General features: G+C 36.9%; 13 protein-coding genes. 9 read left to right on the plus strand and 4 right to left on the minus strand.

All coding sequences use genetic code 11. The annotated features are described in order from the left end of the window. Window positions 1-106: 106 nt before the first annotated feature. On the minus strand, window positions 107-2,203 hold the full coding sequence (locus tag PMI13_RS14910) for a S8 family peptidase (protein ID WP_007845136.1): 2,097 nt from the start codon (window positions 2,201-2,203) through the stop codon (window positions 107-109). A gap of 287 nt (window positions 2,204-2,490) precedes the next feature. Between PMI13_RS14910 and dnaE the strand changes: the two genes are divergently transcribed. The 4 genes from dnaE to PMI13_RS20720 all read left to right on the plus strand — a co-directional run bounded on the left by dnaE (window position 2,491) and on the right by PMI13_RS20720 (window position 14,039). Beyond that, window positions 2,491-7,158: a DNA polymerase III subunit alpha gene (gene dnaE / locus PMI13_RS14915; protein ID WP_007845137.1), complete on the plus strand. Its 4,668-nt coding sequence runs from the start codon at window positions 2,491-2,493 to the stop codon at window positions 7,156-7,158. A gap of 338 nt (window positions 7,159-7,496) precedes the next feature. Then, the gene (locus PMI13_RS14920) at window positions 7,497-10,133 is read left to right on the plus strand and encodes a T9SS type A sorting domain-containing protein (protein WP_157158222.1); all 2,637 of its coding nucleotides are present in this window, start codon (window positions 7,497-7,499) and stop codon (window positions 10,131-10,133) included. A 244-nt stretch (window positions 10,134-10,377) separates the two neighbouring features. Beyond that, window positions 10,378-11,949, plus strand: a complete 1,572-nt coding sequence (locus tag PMI13_RS14925) for a GEVED domain-containing protein (protein ID WP_034670686.1) — start codon at window positions 10,378-10,380, stop codon at window positions 11,947-11,949. Between the two features lie 128 nt (window positions 11,950-12,077). Beyond that, window positions 12,078-14,039, plus strand: a complete 1,962-nt coding sequence (locus PMI13_RS20720; RefSeq protein WP_007845140.1) for a T9SS type A sorting domain-containing protein — start codon at window positions 12,078-12,080, stop codon at window positions 14,037-14,039. A 287-nt stretch (window positions 14,040-14,326) separates the two neighbouring features. Here PMI13_RS20720 and PMI13_RS14935 read toward each other — a convergent pair whose 3' ends face one another. Next, the gene (locus PMI13_RS14935; protein ID WP_007845141.1) at window positions 14,327-15,154 is read right to left on the minus strand and encodes an ion transporter; all 828 of its coding nucleotides are present in this window, start codon (window positions 15,152-15,154) and stop codon (window positions 14,327-14,329) included. 60 nt (window positions 15,155-15,214) lie between these two features. Between PMI13_RS14935 and PMI13_RS14940 the strand changes: the two genes are divergently transcribed. Together PMI13_RS14940 and PMI13_RS14945 are read left to right on the plus strand one after the other, a co-directional pair. Beyond that, window positions 15,215-16,312 carry a Nif3-like dinuclear metal center hexameric protein gene (locus tag PMI13_RS14940; RefSeq protein ID WP_007845142.1) on the plus strand — a complete coding sequence of 366 codons (1,098 nt, stop codon included), beginning with the start codon at window positions 15,215-15,217 and terminating at the stop codon, window positions 16,310-16,312. Between the two features lie 2 nt (window positions 16,313-16,314). After that, a complete protein-coding gene (locus PMI13_RS14945; protein ID WP_007845143.1) occupies window positions 16,315-17,091 on the plus strand; it encodes a zinc ribbon domain-containing protein in 777 nt (258 codons plus the stop codon). Window positions 17,092-17,500: 409 nt separating this feature from the next. On the opposite strand, the gene PMI13_RS14950 is transcribed toward PMI13_RS14945, so the two are convergent. Further along, window positions 17,501-19,279 carry an AMP-dependent synthetase/ligase gene (locus PMI13_RS14950; RefSeq protein ID WP_007845151.1) on the minus strand — a complete coding sequence of 593 codons (1,779 nt, stop codon included), beginning with the start codon at window positions 19,277-19,279 and terminating at the stop codon, window positions 17,501-17,503. A 146-nt stretch (window positions 19,280-19,425) separates the two neighbouring features. On the opposite strand from PMI13_RS14950, the gene PMI13_RS14955 reads away from it, so the two are divergent. Together PMI13_RS14955 and PMI13_RS14960 are read left to right on the plus strand one after the other, a co-directional pair. Then, window positions 19,426-20,565, plus strand: a complete 1,140-nt coding sequence (locus PMI13_RS14955) for an acyl-CoA dehydrogenase (RefSeq protein WP_007845154.1) — start codon at window positions 19,426-19,428, stop codon at window positions 20,563-20,565. A gap of 19 nt (window positions 20,566-20,584) precedes the next feature. Next, window positions 20,585-20,950: a hypothetical protein gene (locus tag PMI13_RS14960; protein ID WP_007845155.1), complete on the plus strand. Its 366-nt coding sequence runs from the start codon at window positions 20,585-20,587 to the stop codon at window positions 20,948-20,950. An 87-nt stretch (window positions 20,951-21,037) separates the two neighbouring features. On the opposite strand, the gene PMI13_RS14965 is transcribed toward PMI13_RS14960, so the two are convergent. Continuing rightward, on the minus strand, window positions 21,038-21,997 hold the full coding sequence (locus tag PMI13_RS14965) for a DUF4349 domain-containing protein (RefSeq protein ID WP_007845156.1): 960 nt from the start codon (window positions 21,995-21,997) through the stop codon (window positions 21,038-21,040). 256 nt (window positions 21,998-22,253) lie between these two features. Here PMI13_RS14965 and PMI13_RS21610 point away from each other — a divergent pair, with 256 nt between their 5' ends. Next, window positions 22,254-22,307: a zinc-dependent metalloprotease family protein gene (locus PMI13_RS21610; RefSeq protein WP_238536319.1), complete on the plus strand. Its 54-nt coding sequence runs from the start codon at window positions 22,254-22,256 to the stop codon at window positions 22,305-22,307. The last annotated feature ends 189 nt before the right edge of the window (window positions 22,308-22,496 follow it).

Consider the following 22,496-nt stretch of genomic DNA (forward strand, 5'->3'; position numbering starts at 1 on the left):
GTTTGGGGTATTTTTAAGTCATATTATTTTGTTATTTTTTGCAGATGTCAAAAAAAACCGCTTCCACAATTTGTGAAAACGGTTTGAAAGTAAAAATATGGATCTGCTATTCTTTAATCACTCTTTTAGAAATAGTTTCTTTTCCTGTAATGATTTCTATAATATATATTGCATTAGGATAAGATGAAAGATCTACAGTTTCTGTTTTGCGGCTGAAGGTTCCGTTATGCAGTTTTTTTCCTGATAAATCATATAGGTTGAATGTTGACTTTTCCGGGGCATTCAGTATGTTAACTGTATTTTTTGTTACAGTAGGAGCAATGCTAATATTGCTGATCAGGGATTTTTCATTGGTGGCTGCTTTAGGGCTTGTTATCTGCTGGTTGCTGTGACCTGTTACCATGATCGAATAATTCTGGGGAGCACTGGCTCCGGAATCATTTACCAGAGTCCCTTTATTGGAAACTTCTATCCTGTAGCTTCTTCCTGCAGTTGGAGCATCAATAACTACCTGTTCTACATTATCTACCTTATTATCAGCTTTTGTGGCGGTGGTCATCGGGCTGCTGACATTCAGTTTCCAGGGATAGTAGACTGTATTGTTGGTAATGTCAATAATTCTCAGGTCCAGATCGTTAACCAGATTAGATGTTCTTATATTGTGTGCTTCTTGAAAAGTTTGATAATCAGGGTGATTGTAAGCGGGGTCAATCCAGGAGATGGTTACTTTAAGAGGTTCATTGCCCGAAGCGGTAATTGTTTTATTGTTGGCAGTTCCGCTGTTTAAGGTTTCATCTGTAAATATAACAGTTCCGTTAGATTTCCCTACCAACAGCTCAGCTCCCTTTTTAGCATTGATAAAGCCCCATCCATGATGCGGGTCCGGACCTACGGTTCCAGCTTCGGATGCAGAGTGGATCGTAAGGACTTTTGCCGAAGCGGCATTGAATTCTGAACCATTAAATAATTGTTTGTTGATTTGTGTCCAAAGTCCGATAATCCCGGTTACAACAGGTCCTGAGTAAGAAGTTCCGTTACCTGTACCATAAGTTGTGCTCCCTGTAGTGTTTTCAGCAGTTGAAGCATGCCCAACATTAGTACCAACTGTAGTAATGTCCGGCTTGATACCTCCGTCATCTCTTGGTCCTGCGCTACTGTAAGAAGAATGAACCACACTGGATGCATTAGAATATCTTCCGCCATTGGTGGTAATGATATCTGATGCACCTACTACAATAATATTCTTGGCTAATGAACCTGTACCAATGCAATCGTATCCGTCTTTACAGTTTTTTGGCGGCAAAGGATCTGAGAAACTGAATTTAACAAGTTTTCCTGTTGAATCTTGGTAGTATTTTGTCACGAATGCAGAAGGAAGCATTCCATATGAATTACCGGCAGATTTTACAATAATATAGGAAGGATTACTATATACAATCTGATCATAATTTTTATCATTTTGATAGTAAGTCCCCTGTAGATCATAAGATGTTCCATTACTGTAATATCCTGTCCATATCCATGTATATGATCCATTGATAGGACGGTAATCCCATCCCATATTAGTCCCATAGGAATGATTGGATATTTTAGGCTGGGCTTTCAGTATTTTTTGAAAAACAATGCTTTCCGAAGGGTCTCCTGGCAGAATAGACTTCATAAATGCATAGGACTCAATAGTAGAATTTTTGGCGATACCCTGGATATTTTTTCCGGATGAGGTGTACGCTTTGCCTCCAATGAAGCTGGAAACCGCTGTTGCGTGGGCACTGTAATTCATTGTGGTGGCTTCCTTATTGGTAATTCGGCCTGTTGCATTGTTGAATACGTTGTGAGCAGCATATACTCTTCCGCCATCAAATATGGTAAATTTAATGTTCTCCCCGTTAAAAGACCCGTTCAGTCCCGCAATCGTTCCGTTTTGAAGAAAGTCAGAATTTGAATTTTTGATCTGATCGATGTTGTGAGCTTCATAAAAATAAGGGATATTTCCTAAAAATCCTGCAAGATTTGCCCTTTTGTCCTCAATTTCCTTCCCGGTTTTAAGGTCTTTTCCGGATCCGTAGTTTTTGGTAATATATACATCAAACTTTTGGTTGCTTTCATTGTTCTGCTTTTCAAAATCACGCATTAATGCGCTGTTTTTTTGTGCGGCTACGAATGTAGCGGTCAATAAGCCCGCCAGGAATAAATGTTTTTTCATAAAGTGTTTTTGTTATCTAGCAAATCTAGAAAAAGCGAAATATTGTGCAATATTTATTTTGTTAAAATTTTAATAATATGTATTTTTTATTAAAATTAATTTAGATAATATTTCATTTTATTATTTATTGTTTGGTTTTATGTTTGTTTTTAATATTATTTGTCATTTTGATTTATATTTTAAATTTTAACAAAAAATATAGCTGTCCTTTTATATCCGATACTGAGTTTTTATAAAAAAATGAAGTAACTTTACATTCTCTTTTTATATAAAAGTTAGAAAATTATATGTATTTAGTTTTTGATACCGAAACCACGGGATTACCAAAAAATTTCAATGCTCCGCTTTCAGATTCAGACAACTGGCCAAGAATGGTACAGATTGCATGGCAACTGCATGATGATGACGGAAATTTAATTGAAAACCAGGATTATATAATAAAGCCTGAAGGGTATGATATTCCCTTTAATGCAGCAAGAATCCACGGGATTACCACGAAGATTGCTAATGAAGAAGGTCGGGATCTGCAGGAGATTCTGGAAGAATTTGCAAAAGTTTTAGATAAAGTAAGGGTCGTTTCCGGACATAATGTTGAGTTTGATTATAATATCGTCGGGGCAGAATTTTACAGGAAAAATATTAAGGACAATCTTCAGGAAAAGCCAAGAGCCGATACCATGATTCTGGGTACAGATTTTTGTCAGCTTGGCGGTGGCCGTGGCGGAAGATTCAAGCCTCCGAAACTGGAAGAGCTTTACGAAAAGCTATATGGTCATAAGTTTGATGAGGCACACAATGCAGCCGCCGACGTGAATGCAACAGCTCAGGTTTTCTTCGAAATGATGAGGATCGGGGTAATTCCAGCTGAGGTTTTAAAAACTTCGGAAGATCAGCTTGCGTACTTTAAAACACTTTACCCTGATCCGGTAAAACCTTTCAGCATTGTTATCAGAAGACAGGTTGCGGATTTCAATAATAAGAAAAAACAGCAGGATTTTGGAAGTATTGACGAAATTGATCTCGGTAAATATTTCAATTTCGACAATCATAGTGTTTTTTCAACATTGTCTGCCACATCCAGTATCAATGATCTGATCAAAAAAGCCTCGGATGATCATTTCCCGGCTGTCGGAATGGTGGATCTGGGAAATATGATGGGTGCCTTTAAATTCGTTTCAGCGGTGGAAGGGGCCAATGGAGACCGTGCAAAAAAATATAAAGAGTATTTAGAAAAAAAACAGGAAGCTGAAGAAAACGGTACAGAGTTTAACGAACCAGAACCTGTATCAGAACCTTTGATTCCTGTTGTTGGCTGTGAATTTTATATTTCAGATCGTTACGAGCAGAAACAGTTTACTAAGGATGATCCGGACAGAAGAACGCAGGTTGTACTTTTGGCGAAAGATTTTAATGGCTATAAAAACCTGGCGAAACTTTCAAGTATAGGTTTCTTAAAAGGTTTCTATTTCGGTGTCCCAAGGATTAGCCGGGATCTGATTGCTCAGTATAAAGAAGGGGTAATTGCCCTGACATCAGGAATATTTGGAGATATTCCGGATGCTATCTTAAATACGGGTGAGCAAAAGGGGGAGGAGCTTTTCAAATGGTGGAAAGATACGTTTGAAGATGATTTTTACGTGCAGATTCAAAACCATAAGCTTCCTGAAGAAGAACATTTAAATGAAGTTTTATTATATCTGGCAGATAAATACAATGTAAAAATTCTGGCCCAGAATGAAACTTTTTATACGGATAAAGATGATTCCAATATTCAGGATATTGTAAGCTGCATCAAAGATGGTGAAAAATTAACAACACCCGTTGGGAAAGGCTTTGGTAAAAGAAGAGGCCTTGCAACCGGGGAATATTATATTAAAAATTCGGACGAAATTAAAGAGGCATTTCTGGCTTACCCGGATGCTTTTGAAGCATATGAGGAATTTACAGCGAAATTTAAACCTTATACTTTAAAAAGAGATGTGCTCCTGCCGAAGTTTGATATTCCGGAAGAGTTTATTCATGCTGAGGATGATGTTGACGGCGGAAAGCGGGGAGAGATGGCTTATCTTACCTACCTAACTTATGAAGGAGCAAGAAAAAGATATGTAGAAACAGGAATTACTGATGAAATAAAAGAGCGTCTTGATTTCGAATTGGATGTAATTGCTAATACTGGATATCCCGGTTATTTCCTGATTGTACAGGATTTCTGTAATGAAGCCCGGAATATGGGAGTTTGGGTTGGCCCTGGAAGGGGATCGGCTGCAGGTTCCGCAGTAGCTTACTGTATCGGAATTACGAATGTAGACCCTATTAAATATGATCTCCTTTTTGAGCGGTTCCTGAATCCGGAGAGGGTTTCCATGCCCGATATTGATATTGATTTTGATGATGAAGGAAGGGACAGGATTATCAAATGGGTTATTGAAAAATATGGGCAGAGCCAGGTGGCACAGATTATTACTTACTCCGTTTTAGGTGGGAAATCTGCTATTAAAGATGCAGGAAGGGTTCTTGATGTGCCTATTCCGGATACGAATAATATTGCTAAGCTTATTCCTTCCACACCGGGAATGAATATTGCGAAAGCTTTAGCTAAATATGATAAGCTAAAACCTGAAGAACAGATGCTTGTTGATGAAATGAGGTTTGTTCTTGACAGCCCTGCAGATCCGCGGCATGATGTTCTGGCAAGTGCAAAAAAGATGGAAGGTTGTATTCGGAATACAGGGATTCATGCTTGTGGGGTAATTATTACGCCGGAAGATGTAAGTAACCTGGTTCCTGTGACTATTGCTGCCAAAGATGCTGATATTCTGGTATCACAGTTTGACAACTCGGTGGCGGAAAGTGCGGGTCTTCTGAAGATGGATTTCCTGGGACTGAGAACTTTGACGATTATTAAAGACGCTTTAAAATTAGTTAAACAAAGACATGGAATTGATATTAATCCTGATGAGATCGGGCTTGATGATGCGAAAACCTATCAGTTATTTAAAGAAGGAAGAACAGTAGGGATTTTCCAGTATGAAAGCCCCGGAATGCAAAAGTATATGAGGGAGCTTAAACCAACGGTTTTTGCCGATCTTATTGCTATGAATGCCTTATATCGTCCGGGGCCGATTAAATATATTCCAAACTTTATTAATAGAAAGCACGGTATTGAAGAAATTGTTTACGATTTACCGGAAACTGAGGAATACTTAAAAGAAACCTACGGGATTACCGTTTACCAGGAGCAGGTAATGCTTTTATCCCAAAAACTTGCGAACTTTACAAAAGGTGAAGCCGATACGTTGAGAAAAGCGATGGGAAAAAAGCAGATTGATGTCCTGAATAAAATGTACCCTAAATTCATTGAAGGAGGAAGAAAAAATAACCTGAATGAAGAAAGACTGGAAAAAATATGGAATGACTGGAAAGCTTTCGCAGAATATGCCTTCAATAAATCCCACTCTACCTGTTATGCTTTAATTGCTTATCAGACCGCATTTCTGAAAGCCAATTATCCGGCCGAATATATGGCGAGTGTAATGAGTAATAACATCAACAATACAGATTCGATTACGATGTTCATGGAAGATTGTAAAAGTATTGGAGTAGATGTTTTAGGACCTGATGTTAATGAATCCCAGTATAAATTCTCTGTAAACGAAAAAGGGCAGATCCGTTTCGGATTGGGGGCCATTAAAGGAATCGGGGAGGGTCCGAGTGAAGCAATTACAAAGGAAAGGGAAAACGGAAGGTTTAAAAATATTTATGATTTCTTTGAAAGAATAATGCCTTCTCAGATGAATAAGAGAGTTGCGGAAAGTTTAGTGCTGGCAGGAGCTTTCGACGAACTGGATTCTTTTCACAGAGGTCAGTACTTTGATATTGATATGGCGGGCAGAACCAATCTGGAAAGATTGATCAGGTATGGACAAAGCTTTCAGGAGAGTAAAAATGAGATGGAAAATTCCCTGTTTGCCGATTTTGCGGAAGAAGTACAGATTGAACAGCCAAAACTGGCACCTTGCCCCGAGTGGCCGAATATGCATAAGCTTAATAAAGAAAAAGAAATCATCGGATTCTATCTTTCAGCACATCCACTGGATGAATTTAAATATCAGTTTCAGTTTATGCAGGGGCAACTTTCTAAAAAAGCTGTTCTTGAAAAAGAAGAAGGTGAAAAAGCAGTTGTGGATGAAGCTCCGATTCTGGAACAGGACTCTTCTGATGAAGTCACTGACCTTATTGAAATTGTTTCTGATGATCTGGTTAACGGTGAAGAGGAAATTATAGAAGAAGTCAAGAAAAGAGCGGAACCTAAAGGTGTTTTCCAATTTCTGAATCTTGATGAAGTAGATGTTTATAAAGAGCAGGCTTTTGCCAATAAGCAGGAAGAATTGTTTGAAGAAAAGAAAAAAGACTGGAAACAGATTCAGAAGGAGAGAGAAAACGGCGGTGGTGGTAAAGAATATACAGTTGCCGGCCTGATCACGGAATATAGGGTTCAGGATGGTTTCAGAAGCGGTGAGAAAGTGGCTTTTGTGACCTTAGAAGATTATTCGGGATCATATTCTTTCAGATTGGGAGACAGGGATTATATGAAGCTGAAAGAAAAGCTTGAGGTGCAGAGGTTTGTTATTCTGAAAATAAAATTTGCCCAGGTGAAAGACGGACGTGTTTTTGTGAATGTAAATGACGTTATTGAATTACAGGAAGCCTTTGAACGATTTGCAAAAAGCATTTCCCTGGTAATGGACGTTATGGATTTCAGACCGGAAGATCTGGAATTTTTCAGAACCGTACTCGATAAAAATAAAGGAAACCAGAGGTTTAAAATATTTATTAAAGATATAGAAGATAATTCCCAGATAGAAGTACAGTCGATGAAGCATTCAGTTGATTTGAACGGAGATCTGATTAAAGAAATCCAGCTGCTCAATAAGTATGAGTTTTATCTGAATTAGATACAGTTGGAAAAGAAGAAAAAGTGGCTTTTTGCCACTTTTTTTTGTTTTTACCATTTAAAGATTAATCAAATATTAAGGAATTATTTAATTATTTTTTTATGTTAAATAAGAAATTTTTATCAAATAAATATTAGAGTTATTTTTTATAATAATTTAATAATCAACTGTTTATATTAATTCAATGATTGTTGATATTATAATTTTTTTTAAATGATCGTTTAAATTATGTAAAAAAAATGAAATAATGTATTTTTTTTATTAAAAAATTGTGAAATTTTATGGTTTTAGGTAAAATTTTTTTTTACTTTTATCTCCCAATTTTAATTTTACTAAGCATGAAAAAACTTCTACTATTGTGTCTGTTTTTTTTAATGGCCACATTCGCGGATGCTCAGATCACTCTGGGTAGCGGAACAACTACGGGAACGGCTGTTCCTATAAGTACCTATTACGGGTATTCTTATGTACAGCAAATCTTTCCTAAGTCGGAAATCAACGCAGACGCTGCGGGAAACATTACCGGACTTAAATTTTATTTATCAGCCACAGCTTCAATTGCTAATTCGGACACCTGGGTGGTATATATTGGTCATACCAATAAAACTACCTTTTCTTCAACATCAGATTGGATTCCATTGGCGAATTTAACAAAGGTTTTTGACGGAACTGTAACTAACAATTCCGGAGTAATCGAAGTAACATTTACAACTCCTTTCGCTTATAACAACACAGATAACCTCGTTATTGCTGCTGAAGAAAATAAAGCAGGATATGATTCCAATGGTAGCTCTGAAGCAATGTATATGTATGCGGCAACTTCAAACAACACCCTGTACTATAGAAATGATACTACAAACCCTGACCCTGCCGGAACACTTCCTACCGGATCACGCAGTGCTAATAAATCGGTGGTTACATTCTTAGGATTAAATCCTAGTGCTATTCCTGCCTGTCCTACTGTTTCTGCACCGGCTGCAGATGCTACAGGAGTTTCTGTAACGCCTTCAATTACCTGGGCAGCAGTGAATAATGCTACGGGATACAGGATATCTATGGGAACTACTCCTGGTGGAACTGATATTCTGAATAATCAGGATGTAGGAAACGTTACAACTTATGCTATTGCTACAGCTTTAGATTATGAAAAGCAATATTATTACACGGTAAGTTCTTACAACGCCGGAGTATCTTCAACAGGTTGTACGGAGAGATCTTTCACTACAAAAGTTATTCCTTGTCCTACAGTAACTGCACCAACTGCAGGAGCAAATGGACAGATTACAACTCCTACAATTACATGGGATGCGGTAACAGGTGCTACTACTTATAAATTGACAGTAGGAACTACTTCAGGAGGAACAGATATAATTAATAACCAGGATTTAGGAAACGTTACTGCCTATACGTTCTCTACTCCATTAAATATGTCAACTACTTATTACTATACAGTGAATGCAGCAAGTGCTACAAGTACATCAGCATCTTGTACAGTGAGAAATTTCTCAACTGTGTGTGGTTCAACCGGGGTTCCTTACACCCAGGATTTTGAAACTGCAACAACTCCGGCTTTACCGGCTTGTACTGCTTCTGAAAATGCAGGAACAGGTAATAACTGGACAACTTATTCGCCTGGTAGCGGAAGCTTCAACACAAAAGTATTGAACTATACTTATAACAGTACTAACGCAGCTAATGCATGGTTCTACACCCAAGGAATCAACCTTACTGCAGGTACTTCATACAGAATAAAATATATCTATGGAAATGCCAGCGGAACAACGTACCCTGAAAAAATGAAAGTTGCTTATGGTACTGCTGCTGCCAGTGCATCAATGACAACTGTTTTAGCAGATTATCCGAATATTACCAACGGAAGCACTGCGGTTGCGGAAATGATTGATTTCACTCCTTCAGTGTCAGGGGTATATTACTTCGGATTTAATGCATACTCTGATGCAGATATGAACAGATTGTATGTAGATAACATCAGTATCGATGTAACACCGGCTTGTACTGAGCCTTCTGCTTTGACAGTATCTAATATTACAACTGTAGGAGCTACTATTTCATGGACTGCCCCTGCTACAGCTCCTAACGGATATGAATATGCATTTACAACGACGAATGTAGCGCCTGCATCCGGTACAACGACCAACTTAACAACAGCTGATCTTGGCCCTCTCACTCCTCAGACTACTTATTATGCCTGGGTAAGATCTAATTGTACTACTACTGCTAACAGTATTTGGATACAGACATCATTTACTACTCTTGCATTGCCACCGGCTAATGATGACTGTTCAGGTGCTATTGCTTTAGTTGCAGGAGGAAATTTTGCACAGAATGCAGTAACAGGAACTACATCAGGATCTACAAATTCTTCAGCTTTAGGTGCCGGTTGTCTGTCAACTCCTACGAACGTGGCAGGTAACGTTTGGTATACCGTTACAGTTCCTGCTTCAGGTAGTATCACTATAGAAACAGATACTGTTACAGGAACTTTATTAACGGATACTGTAATGTCTGTATTTACAGATTGTACAGGTGGAAATTCTATAGCATGTGATGATGATGGAGGAAACGGAAACTTCTCTAAAGTTTCTTTAACAGGTCAGACTCCAGGTGCAGTATTATATGTAAGCTTATGGAGATATTCTAATGCTGGTGGAGGAAACGACGGTCAGTTCCAGATTTCTGCTTACGATGCCTCTTTACAATTAGGTACTTCTGAAGTTTCTAATAACAAGAATAGCATAAAAGTATATCCGAATCCTTTCACTGATGTACTGAATATTTCAAAAGCAGATCTTGTGAAATCAGTTTCAGTTTCCGATGTTGCGGGAAGATTGGTGAAAACGATCAGCAATCCTTCTTCAGCTCTTCAATTAGAGAACTTGAAACAGGGAATGTATTTGGTAACTCTTGAAATGAAAGACGGATCAAAACAGACTGTTAAAGTCATCAAGAAATAATCTTTATTAAATGATAATTTATAAGTGGCTGCCCAAAAGGCAGCCACTTTTATGTTTTTTAATAGTATTTGGCATGGGAATGCCGGGTCTTCGATTAATTGATTGCCTGAAAAATGTTATAAATAATATGATTTTATGATTATGACATTAATTAAATCCTATTTTTGAGTTAATTTTTAATATTTTTTCAACATTTGTGGTTTTTATTTGTGTTTTTAATAAGTTTATTGTCTAATTTTTTAACATGATGAAAAAAATTTTACTAGTAAACTTTCTGGCAGCTGGAGCGTGTGTATTTGCCCAGACTTACTGTACCCCTGAATTTACAAATGGTTGCATTTCCGGAGATGTAATCAACAGCTTTGAAATTCCTTCGGCCGGGTTTAGTCACAATGATACCGGGTGCTCTCCGGAGTCTTATGGAGATTATACCTCACAAACTATTAATTTAAATGCAGGAATTAATTATCCCTTTTCTATTACACATGGCTTTTCAGACCAGTATGTACGTATCTGGATTGATTTTGACAATAACGGGACTTTTGATGATATGGCCCCGGAATTGGTTGCTGAAGGAAGTAGCATAGTGACAACTACTGATGGAATAATAGCTATTCCTTCAACGGCTATTCCCGGCACTTACCGGATGAGGGTGGCGGACCGTTATATAGAACCTCCGATTCCCTGCAATTTCGTAGGCAATGGAGAAGTGCATGATTATACGGTGGCAATTGGGGCTCTTCCCAGCTGTATTGCCCCAGATAATTTATCATTAAGTGCAGTTACATCAAATTCAGCTACTATTTCCTGGACAGCACCTGCCAGTACAATTGGAGTTGGTTACGAATATTACATTTCTCCGACGAATACGGTGCCAACAAGCTCCACTGCAGCTACAGGTAGTGTCGGGCCAAATTCTGTATCTGCACAGTTGTCAGGACTGATACCTGCCACTACTTATTATGCCTGGGTCAGGTCGGTATGCAGCACTTCTGATAAAAGCGGATGGTCGTTGGGGATATCATTTGACACCGAATGTGCTGCCGAAATACCTTCTTATATTAATGATTTTACAGGCTTCCCCGGAAACTGCTGGAAACAAGCTTCCGGTGGTAATCCTGCTACAGGTTCTACAGGTAATATTATGCATTGGTGGGGAGATTATTTCCTGAATACCGGAAATGATGGGGCCGCAAAAATAAATCTTTCTTCTAATGATACTGCAGCATGGCTGAAAACAGTTCCTTTTGATCTGTCTGCGGGAGGTTACAGTGTTAAATTTGATTATGGAGTTACAACATCAATGAGTACGACCTCTTCCAGTATGGGATCTGATGATGTGATTCAGTTTCTGGTATCCGGTGACGGAGGAATTACATGGACCGTTCTGCAGACATGGGATGCAGCGAATACACCATCCAATATCTCTACTACATATTCTTTTGATTTAACATCTTATACGGGAGCGAATACGGTTTTTGCATTGTATGCTTCTGATGGTTCAGTAGATGATCCCGAAAATTATGATTTTTTTATCGATAACTTTAAAATAGAATCTGTACTGGCAACATCTGAAGTTTCAGGAATAAAAGAAAGCATTAAGGCATATCCGAATCCTTTCATTGGTATACTGAATATTTCAAAAGCAGAACTTGTGAAATCAGTTTCTGTTTCTGATGCTGCGGGAAGATGGGTGAAAACGATCAGCAATCCTTCTTCAGCTCTTCAATTAGGAGACTTGAAACAGGGAATGTATTTGATAACTCTTGAAATGAAAGACGGTACTCAACAGACAATAAAAGCAATCAAAAAATAAAAATCAATTTGATTTGCAAATAATTATAGCAGCTAAAGAACTTAGCTGTTATTTTTTTTCATAGATATTCATAGATATTGGTATATTATTATTAATTTAGTGAACTGAAAAGCAAAATATACTGATTTATGACAAAATTTTTACTTTCATGTTTACTAACGTTAAGCATGGCTTTACATGCCCAGATCGATTTGGGTACAGGAAGTACTGATGTTGGAGTTGCTCCAATAAGTAGCTATTATGGATATTCTTATGTCCAGCAGATTTTTCCTAAACAGGAAATTAATGCCGATGCCGCCGGAAACATTACAGGGCTTAAATTTTATCTTGACCCTTCATTATCTCTGGCCAACTCATCAGACTGGGTGGTTTATTTAGGACACACTTCAAAGTCCAATTTTACATCTGAAACAGACTGGATCCCGGTTACTCAGCTTACACAGGTATATGCCGGAACTGTTACCAATGCAAACGGAGTGGTAGAAGTTACTTTTGCAACACCATTTGCATACAATAACACTGATAATCTGGTAGTAGCTGCAGAAGAAAATTCTCCGAATTATGACAATAGTGATGAGGCGTTTTATGTGTATAACTCCGCACCCAATTCAACTATTTATTACCGAAGCGATCCTACCAACCCGGATCCTGCTTCTCCACCGGATGGAAACCTAGTTGGCTATAAATCGGTTATTACTCTTGTTGGATTAACTCCAAGTCCGATTCCGGCTTGTCCGCTGATCACATATCCAATGAATAATGCTACATTTATCCCTTTATCACCAACGATTACCTGGAATAATGTTGCAGGGGCAACAAGCTACAAAATCTCAATAGGAACAACCCCTGGAGGTACAGATATTGTGAATCAGCAGTCTGTAACAACCAATACATTTAGCCCATCCACACCACTTAGTCCAAATACCAACTATTACCTTAGGGTAATTGGAGTAGGTACAGGCGGTGAATCAACAGGATGTTCTGAAGTAATGTTTAAGTCAGCTCCGCCGGCTCCTGCCAATGACGATTGTGCAGGTGCAATTACATTGACTGTTAATTCTGATCTGAATTGTGGGACTGTAACTTCAGGCTACACTATCGGTGCTACTGACTCCGGGTTAATCCCTGACCCTTGTTATGGTAATCCTGATGATGATGTTTGGTATAAATTTGTAGCAACTGCTACCAGCCATAAAATTTCACTTACTAATATAATGTCTGTGGGAAGTACTCCGGATGATGAAGATACATATTTCCAGGTGTTCAGTGGTGCTTGTGGTACACTTTCGAGTATTCTGTGTTCAGACGCTGATTCTTCTCCTGTTTCCGGGCTTACAGTAGGTGAAACATATTATGTAAGAGTTTACAGCTATTTCGATGCCGGAAGTAACCAGAGTTTCGATATATGCGTAGGAACATATCCTCCACCTCCGGTAAATGATGACTGTTCAGGAGCTTTGGCGGCAACTACTTTCCCGTATACCTATATACAGGCAGATGGTGCCGGTGCAACGAATAATGCAGGAATAATAGATGCTTGCTCAAACGGAATGAATGATGGTACATGGTTTACATTCGTAGGAGATGGCGGAATATTTGAGATTACCGTTACAATGCCTGCAGGAAGTGATTTTGATCCTCAGATAGGAGTGTACAGCGGAAGCTGTGGAAGCTTTTCATGTGAAGATACGGTGGATAGCACAGGTATGGGTGATACTGAAACGATTTCTATACAGACTCTTACAGGAAATACATATTATGTGAACGTAGGAAGCTATAGTGGATTTACAGATGATCCTGAAGGAGCATTTACGATCAACATCAACAAAAATTCTTTAGGTACTTCTGAAGTTTCAAATGCTAAAAATAATATCAAGATTCATCCGAATCCGTTTGCTGAAATATTAAATATCTCAGATGCTACCAATGTAAAATCGGCTTCGGTTTCTGATATTTCAGGACGACTATTAAAAACAATAGATAATCCGGGTTCAATGCTTCATTTAGGGGATCTTAAATCGGGATTATACCTGGTAACCCTGAATATGAAAGACGGTTCAAAGCAAACGATAAAAGCTATTAAAAAATAATAAAAATAAATAATCACATTGATACAAAAAGACGGCGTTAGCCGTCTTTTTGTATATTACTCAATAAAAATTCATAACTCATAACTCATTTATTCGGTACAGGCTGTATATCTCCCGTGCTCATATGTTCAAAAACAGCAGGAAAAAACATGACTAGGACAAAGTAAATGATGATCATTAATATAACCAGTGCAAAAAGTATTTTCACTAAATTATTGGGACTGTTTTTCTTTGTTGGTTCCATGATTCTGTGGTATTGGGTTAATAGATTAATTTGATATAAAATACTAAGCCAATTTCTTGCCACACTGCTTACAATACCTTGCATCATCATCGATATCTTCATTTCCACACTGTTCACAGATCTTTTCAAGGTTTTGTCTTTTATTTCTCATTTCTGCCGTTACAATTCCGGTAGGAACTGCAATAATAGAATAACCGGCGAGCATCAATATCACTGCAAAAAATTTACCCATCGGGGTGATCGGGGAAACATCACCATAACCTACTGTAGTTACGGTAACAACTGCCCAGTAAATAGATTGCGGAATGGTTTCAAATCCGGGCCTTCCACCTTCTACCATAAACATCAGGGATCCTACAATCACTGAAAAAATAATTAAAAATAAAAGGAAAATATAAATCTTTCTTGAGCTGTTTTTCAATGCTCTTACGATGAGGTAACCGTCATTCATAAAATCAAGCAAATTGAAAATCCTGAAAATTCTCAGCATCCTAAGCATCCTGAAAATCAGAAAATATTTTGTTACCGGGAAGAAAAAACTTAAATAAAAAGGAACCAGGGCCAGAAAATCAATAACCCCGAAAAAACTGAAAATATAATTTTTCTTATTCCTTACAACAGCAATACGCATCATATACTCAACCGTAAAAAATAAAGAAATGATCCATTCAAGAACAACAAAAGTAAGATGGAACCTTTTGTCAAGCTTGGGTACACTTTCCATCATAATGATGAATGTGCTTAAAAGGATTAAGGATAATAAAATAATGTCAAATAATTGGCCGAGCTTAGTATCGGAACGATAAATAATCCGGTAGAGAAATCTTTTCCAGAGCTTATCTTCGGGAACAAGATTATGTTCTTTTTCCATTTTTCTGTTTTTTAAAATTAACAAATTATCCCTATTTTCGTAGCAAACATACAGAATAAAATGACAATAAGCGAAGTAATTTCAAAAATAGAAACCCGTATCCCTCTGCAACAGGCAGAAGATTTTGATAATGTAGGTCTGCTGTGTGGAGTTCCTACCCGGAATGTGAGTGGGATCCTGGTGTGTCACGATGCTTTGGAAAATGTAATAGATGAGGCTATCCATAAAAATTGTAATTTGATAGTATGTTTTCATCCGATTATTTTTTCAGGATTAAAATCTTTAACCGGGAAAAATTATGTGGAAAGGGCAGTTCTGAAAGCCCTGGAAAATAAAATTGCCATTTATGCTATCCATACTGCTTTCGATAACGACTTTTTCGGAGTGAATGCCGGAATCTGCCATCATCTTGGATTGAAAAATCTTAAAATTCTTCAGCCTAAAAAAAATAATCTGAAACAATTAACTGTTTTTGTTCCGAAAGACCACTCGGATGTATTGAAAGAAGCCCTTTTTTCGGCTGGAGCAGGAAATATCGGGTTTTATGATGAATGTAGTTTTACAGTCGGAGGAAACGGCACTTTCAGACCCGTTGAAGGTTCAAACCCGTTTTCCGGACAGCAAAACATCCGTGAAAATGCTGATGAGGATATGGTTTCCGTAATTTTTGAGAGCTATAAACAAGGGCAGATCATTTCCGCAATGGAATCAGCTCATCCTTATGAAGAAGTTGCTTATCAGGTTTATCATCTGGACAATCAAAACCAATATTCAGGTTTGGGAATGTATGGTGATCTGGAAGAGGCGATGGATGAAAAAGATTTTCTGAAACTGGTTAAAGAAAAATTTAATCTTGAAATGATTAAGCATTCCGATTTTACCCATAAGAAAATCAAAAGGGTAGGCGTACTTGGTGGTTCCGGGGCAAGCGGAATACAATCTGCCTTATCCGGAAAATGTGATGCTTACCTTACGGGAGATATCAAATACCATGATTATTTTTTGGCAGAATCCAAAATGCTGATTTGCGATGTAGGTCATTATGAATCAGAACAATTTGTAACTCAACAATTATTTGAAATTTTATCACAAAAATTTAGTACATTTGCAATCTCAAAATCTAGCGAAAAAACAAACCCAGTAAATTATTTCCTTTAGATATGGCAAAAACCAACGATATTTCAGTTGAAGAGAAATTAAGAGCTTTATACGATTTACAGATCATAGATTCAAGATTGGATGAAATCCGAAATACAAGAGGAGAATTGCCAATTGAAGTTGAAGATCTTGAAATCGAGATTGAAGGACTTGAAAAAAGAGCTGATAAATTTCACGCAGATATCAAAGATCAGGATGATCAGATAAAAACCAAGCATGAAGTAATCAACCATGCAAAAACTCTCATTGAAAAATACAAATCTCAGCAAGATAATGTAAGAAACAATAAAGAGTTTGAAGCATTAGGTAAAGAAATTGAATTCCAGGATCTGGAAATCCAGCTTGCTGAAAAAAGAATTAAAGAATTCGGAGCTAAAATTGCTCACAAAAATGAAACTTTAAGTGAATTGAATGCAAAAATCAACGATTTAAAAAACCACCTGAAATTCAAAAAAGAAGAACTGGATGGCCTGATCGCTGAAACTCAGAAAGAAGAAGACTATTTAATTGAGCAGTCTAAAGAATATGCAGGTAAAATCGATGAGAGATTATTAGCTTCTTACAACAGAATCAGAACCAACTCTATCAACGGTTTGGCGGTAGTAGGATTGGAAAGAGGAGCTCCGAAAGGATCATTCTTTACAATTCCGCCTCAAAAGCAGATGGAAATTGCTCAGAGAAAGAAAATCATTATTGATGAGCATTCAGGAAAAATTCTTGTTGATGACGAATTGGTAAATGAAGAAAACGAAAGAATGAAAACGGTAATTAAGTTCTAAATTATTGTTTAAATAATAGTAAGCTGCTTCAATCTGAAGCAGCTTTTTTTATTTATAATCTGTGTCATGAAGCATTCATAGGAACGGGGTTTAGCCCGCTTAACAAGTAAAAACTTTAGCTTTAGCCAAAATATAAATTTATAGTGTTAGTTTTTAGATCAATGAGATTGAGTTATCCGTGAAATCTATTCGTGATTATTTGTACTTAAATGATCTCCTAAAAATGTTTCAGACAGATTTCAAGTTTAAATCAGACAGATTTCTTCATAAATAATAATACAGATCCGGATCAATAGAAACGGGTTTCAGCCTCTTTAATAAAAAAAGCATCCATTGGCTTTACAAAACTTAAAAATCTGTTCATCACAGTCTACAAAAAAACCGCTCCAAAATGAAGCGGCTCATGTTTTTATTCGTGATGGTCATACATCTTATTGTACAGATCCATAAACTTTTCTTTCACAGCTTTTCTTTTCAGCTTTAAAGTAGGCGTAAGAAGTCCTGTATCAATGGCCCAAACTTCCGGAGTAAGCTCAATTTTTTTGATTTTCTCCCAGTTTCCTAAGTGCTCATTAATTCCTTCGATCTCTTTTTCTATTCTTTCCTTCAGCTCAGGGCTTTTTGCAATTTCCTGTGGTGTTGAGCCTATACTCAGGTTGTTTCGCATAGCCCAGCTTTTAGCAAATTCAAAATCAGGCTGTATCAATGCACACGGCATTTTTTCGCCGTCACCCACTACCATGATCTGCTCAATAAATTTAGAAGCTTTAGCAAGATTTTCTATAGTTTGCGGAGCAATATATTTACCGCCGGATGTTTTAAACATTTCTTTTTTACGGTCTGTGATCTGTAAAAAACCATCACTGTCGATATGGCCTATATCTCCGGTTTTAAAATATCCGTCTTCTGTAAAGGCTTCTTTAGAGGTTTCTTCATTTTTAAAATAACCTTTGAATACGGAAGGCCCTTTTACTGTGATCTCACCGTCTTCCTGTATTTTTACTTTTAAATTGTCTAAAGGTAATCCAACGGTTCCGATTTTCATCTTTTCAAAACTGTTCACAGAAATAACCGGTGACGTTTCCGTTAATCCATAGCCTTCCAGGATAGGGATTCCGGCGTTTTGAAACATTAAATTCAATCTCGTGGATAAAGCGGCTGAACCGGACACTAAAGTGATAATTTCGCCACCTAAACCTTCCCTCCATTTTTTAAAGACCAGTTTGTCAGCAATAATTTCCTGTATTCCCGATGGTTTTGAAACCTCTTTCTTTTTCTGAATTAAATTTAAAGCCCAGAAGAATATTTTTGATTTTAGCCCTCCTGCAGAAGATCCGGTATTATAGATCTTATCATATACTTTTTCTACCAGTCTCGGTACCACGCTCATGTAATGAGGCTTTACCTCTTTTACATTTTCTCCCATTTTATCAATGCTTTCTGCAAAATAAATGGAAAAACCATTGTACTGAAAAAGGTAAAAAAGCATTCTTTCGAAAATATGACAGATAGGCAGGAAGCTTAATACCCTGACTTCTTTATAATCTAGGCTTTTCTTTTTAGGGATCCTCGGAATAGAGCCTAAGACATTTGAAACAATATTATGATGGGTAAGCATTACCCCTTTTGGTTTTCCTGTCGTTCCTGAAGTATAAATGATCGTTGCCAGGTCTTCAGAATTGATCGCGTTGGAAAGTTCTTCCACTTCAATCTGGGTAGAATCGTCTTCTCCTAAATCTAATATTTCTTTCCAGTTGGCTGCACCGCTTATGGTATCAAAAGTAAAAATTCCTTGCAATGAAGGGATGTTATGTTTTACCTTCATTACTTTATTGAACAAATCTTTGTCAGAAACAAAACAATACTGTATTTCTGCATTCGTGAAAATAAATTCGTAATCTTCAGGGGAGATATTGGGGTAAACAGGTACGGAAACCACCCCGATCTGGGAAAGTCCGAGATCCACAATAGCCCATTCCGTACGGGAATTGGTTGTGATCAGTGCAATTTTATCACCCGGTTTTATACCCAGCTTTAAAAGTCCTCTTGATATCTTATTGGCTTCATTGATAAACTCTTGTGTAGAAGTTTTTTTCCATTCCCCATGATACTTGGTTACAAACATATCCGTTTTAGGATATTTTTCTAAAGCATAGTGTGGTATATCGAATAATCTTTTGATCGTCATAATTTTTTATGTAATTTTTAAAGAAATCTAAATATAAGCATTTTTGTAAAAATAGCATACATCTCACTATAATTTTCAAATAGCAATTATTTTTTCAGATTTGCTTAAAAAGTGTAAATTTACGACCATCTAATTATTCAATTTTTATGGACTTTAATTTATCGGAAGAACAGCTGATGATTCAGCAGGCAGCAAGGGATTTTGCACAAAACGAGTTATTACCTGAGGTAATTGAAAGAGACCGCGACCAGAAATTCCCTACTGAACAAGTAAAGAAAATGGGCGAAATGGGACTTTTGGGGATGATGGTAGATCCTAAATACGGCGGAGCCGGTATGGATAGTGTTTCTTATGTTTTGGCTATGGAGGAGATTGCAAAGATTGATGCTTCTGCAGCTGTTGTAATGTCTGTAAACAATTCATTGGTTTGTGCAGGTCTTGAAAAATTCGCTTCTGAAGAGCAAAAAGTAAAATACCTTACCCCATTGGCAAGTGGAAAGGTAATCGGAGCGTTTGCTTTATCTGAGCCTGAAGCGGGATCTGATGCTACCTCTCAAAAAACGACAGCAGAAGATAAGGGAGATTATTACCTTTTAAACGGGATCAAAAACTGGATTACCAACGGAGGTACAGCGTCTTACTATATCGTAATTGCACAAACTGATCCTGAGAAAAAACACAAAGGAATTAATGCATTTATTGTTGAAAGAGGCTGGGAAGGCTTTGAAGTAGGAGTAAAAGAAGATAAATTGGGAATCAGAGGAAGTGATACCCATTCTTTGATTTTCAACAATGTAAAAGTACCTAAAGAAAACAGAATCGGAGAAGACGGTTTTGGATTCAACTTTGCAATGGCTGTATTAAACGGAGGCAGAATCGGGATTGCTTCCCAGGCTTTAGGAATTGCTTCAGGTGCTTACGAGCTGGCTCTTAAATATGCCAAGACAAGAAAAGCTTTCAAAACCGAAATTATCAACCACCAGGCTATTGCTTTCAAATTAGCTGATATGGCTACTCAGATTACTGCAGCAAGAATGCTTTGCTTTAAAGCAGCTGCAGAAAAAGATGCCGGAAAAGATATTTCTGAAAGCGGAGCTATGGCAAAATTATATGCTTCTCAGGTAGCAATGGATACTACCATTGAAGCGGTACAAATTCATGGAGGATATGGATATGTGAAAGAATACCACGTAGAAAGATTGATGAGAGATGCAAAAATTACTCAGATCTATGAAGGAACTTCTGAAATCCAGAAAATTGTAATTTCAAGAAGTATTGCAAAATAAAATTTAAAAAACACTGCTTATGAAAAAATCTTTGTGGATTAGCTTCGGAGTCATTGTATTGCTTCTGGGAGTATTTATCTGGTATAAATATTTCTTTGTATTCGGGGAAGGAGTGAAATCCGGTTACCTGAATTATGCAATTAAAAAAGGCTATGTTTTCAAAACCTATGAAGGCAAACTGATTCAGGAAGGTTTTGGAAGAGGAAAAACGGGAAGTATTACCAGTTATGAATTTGAGTTTTCCGTATCAGATCCTGAAGTTTTTAAACAGCTGGAACTGAACAGCGGCAAAACCTTTGATCTTCATTATAAAGAATACAACGGTGCCCTGCCATGGAGAGGAAACACAAAATATGTGGTGGATAAAGTAGTGAATATGAAATAATAAAAAGGCTCTCAGATCGGGAGCCTTTTACTTTTAGGATTTTCCCTATAGGATTTACTTTGAATTTTTAATTTCATTTTTTAGGCTCTAATGAGTGTTTTTATTAGTAATATTTCTTTTTTTATAAAAGTAATAGCCTATGCCTGCGATTAAAAATAATGGCCATAGCGGGAGAATGAAAAGGAAGATTGAAGTAATAACATTCCAGCCTGATGAAATAGCGGCAAAAGATTTTTCTCCAAATGTTTCAGGCTCTTTGGCTGATCCTGTTTTATCTGTCAAGGTAACGGTTAAATTACAAATTGTATTATCCTCGTAATGGTGCCCGGTAACTTCAATATTTTTATTCTCAATATCTCCAATATTATAACTTAATTCGTTTATCAGGGTGTCAAAACTCTGAATCGGAACTTTTATCTGCAGATAATAAACTTTTTGATCGGTTTCGGAATGGGAAAGTGATTCATTTTTTACAGGTTCCTTTACAACATATGACAGTTCTTCACTTTTGATATAGCCATTATTCTTTCTGACCTCTTTTTTTACCATTTCCTTAATGGCTTCTGCATCATCAACGCTGATTGATAAATAACCGGTTTTCACCATTTTGTTTTTAGGAACGTTGAGCTCGTAGTTTTCTTTTTTAGGCTGATCTCTGTAAACAACTTTAGTTTCCTTAATCACTTTCGGAACGGGAACATTAACGACTACTTTTTCAGGTATGCTTTCCGTAGAATCCTTTTTATTTTCTTTTGTTTCCAGTTTTGCAGATGAGATTTTTTCTGATAAAGAATCAATAATTTTTGAGGTGGCCTCAATTTTATTTTTAACCTCATTTCCGGTTTCTTCCAACTTTTTTATTTTTATACTGGCGGAGTCGAAAATTGCATTGGCAGAATTGTTTACAGAATTAATGGTTTCAGATACAACTGTTGCTGTACTGTCTGCAGAATGTATTGCTTTTTCCATATGAGATGGTGTTGCTTCTCCCTTTTTACATGCAATAAAAGTTCCGGATACTGTTATCAGTAATATAATCTTTTTCATATGATTAATTTTTTATTGAAGTAAAATTAGATCTGGAATGTTAAGAAGATTTGTAAAAGAAGTGTATTGTTTTAGTAAACTTATAAATAGTTTAAAATGAATGTTTTGTATTTATTTTACAATTGTTTTACAACTAAATAGATTGATTTTAAATGATGATATAATGTATTTTTTTATCACTTTGATTATACTCATTTAATATTTAAAAACTCAGAGAGTTACCGGTTCTGCAAATCCGGTAGGAGATCCATTTATCATTGACTTTGTAGCACATGAAGCGGGACATCAGTTTGGAATAAATCACACCTAAAATAATAGCTGTAACAGAACTTCCGTCTGATTTTCTTACCGGCATTTATACCATTCAGGGAAATAAAGATGAGTAAAAAGTATCTGAGAAATTAATGATCAGTAAATAAAAATCCCTATTATCAGGGCTAATGAAAAAGAGGCTGTCTCAAAAGTGAGACAGTCTTTTTTTTATGCTCAAAAAGAAAGG

It is taken from the genome of Chryseobacterium populi, assembly GCF_000282115.1.
GTDB classification, from domain to species: domain Bacteria; phylum Bacteroidota; class Bacteroidia; order Flavobacteriales; family Weeksellaceae; genus Chryseobacterium; species Chryseobacterium populi.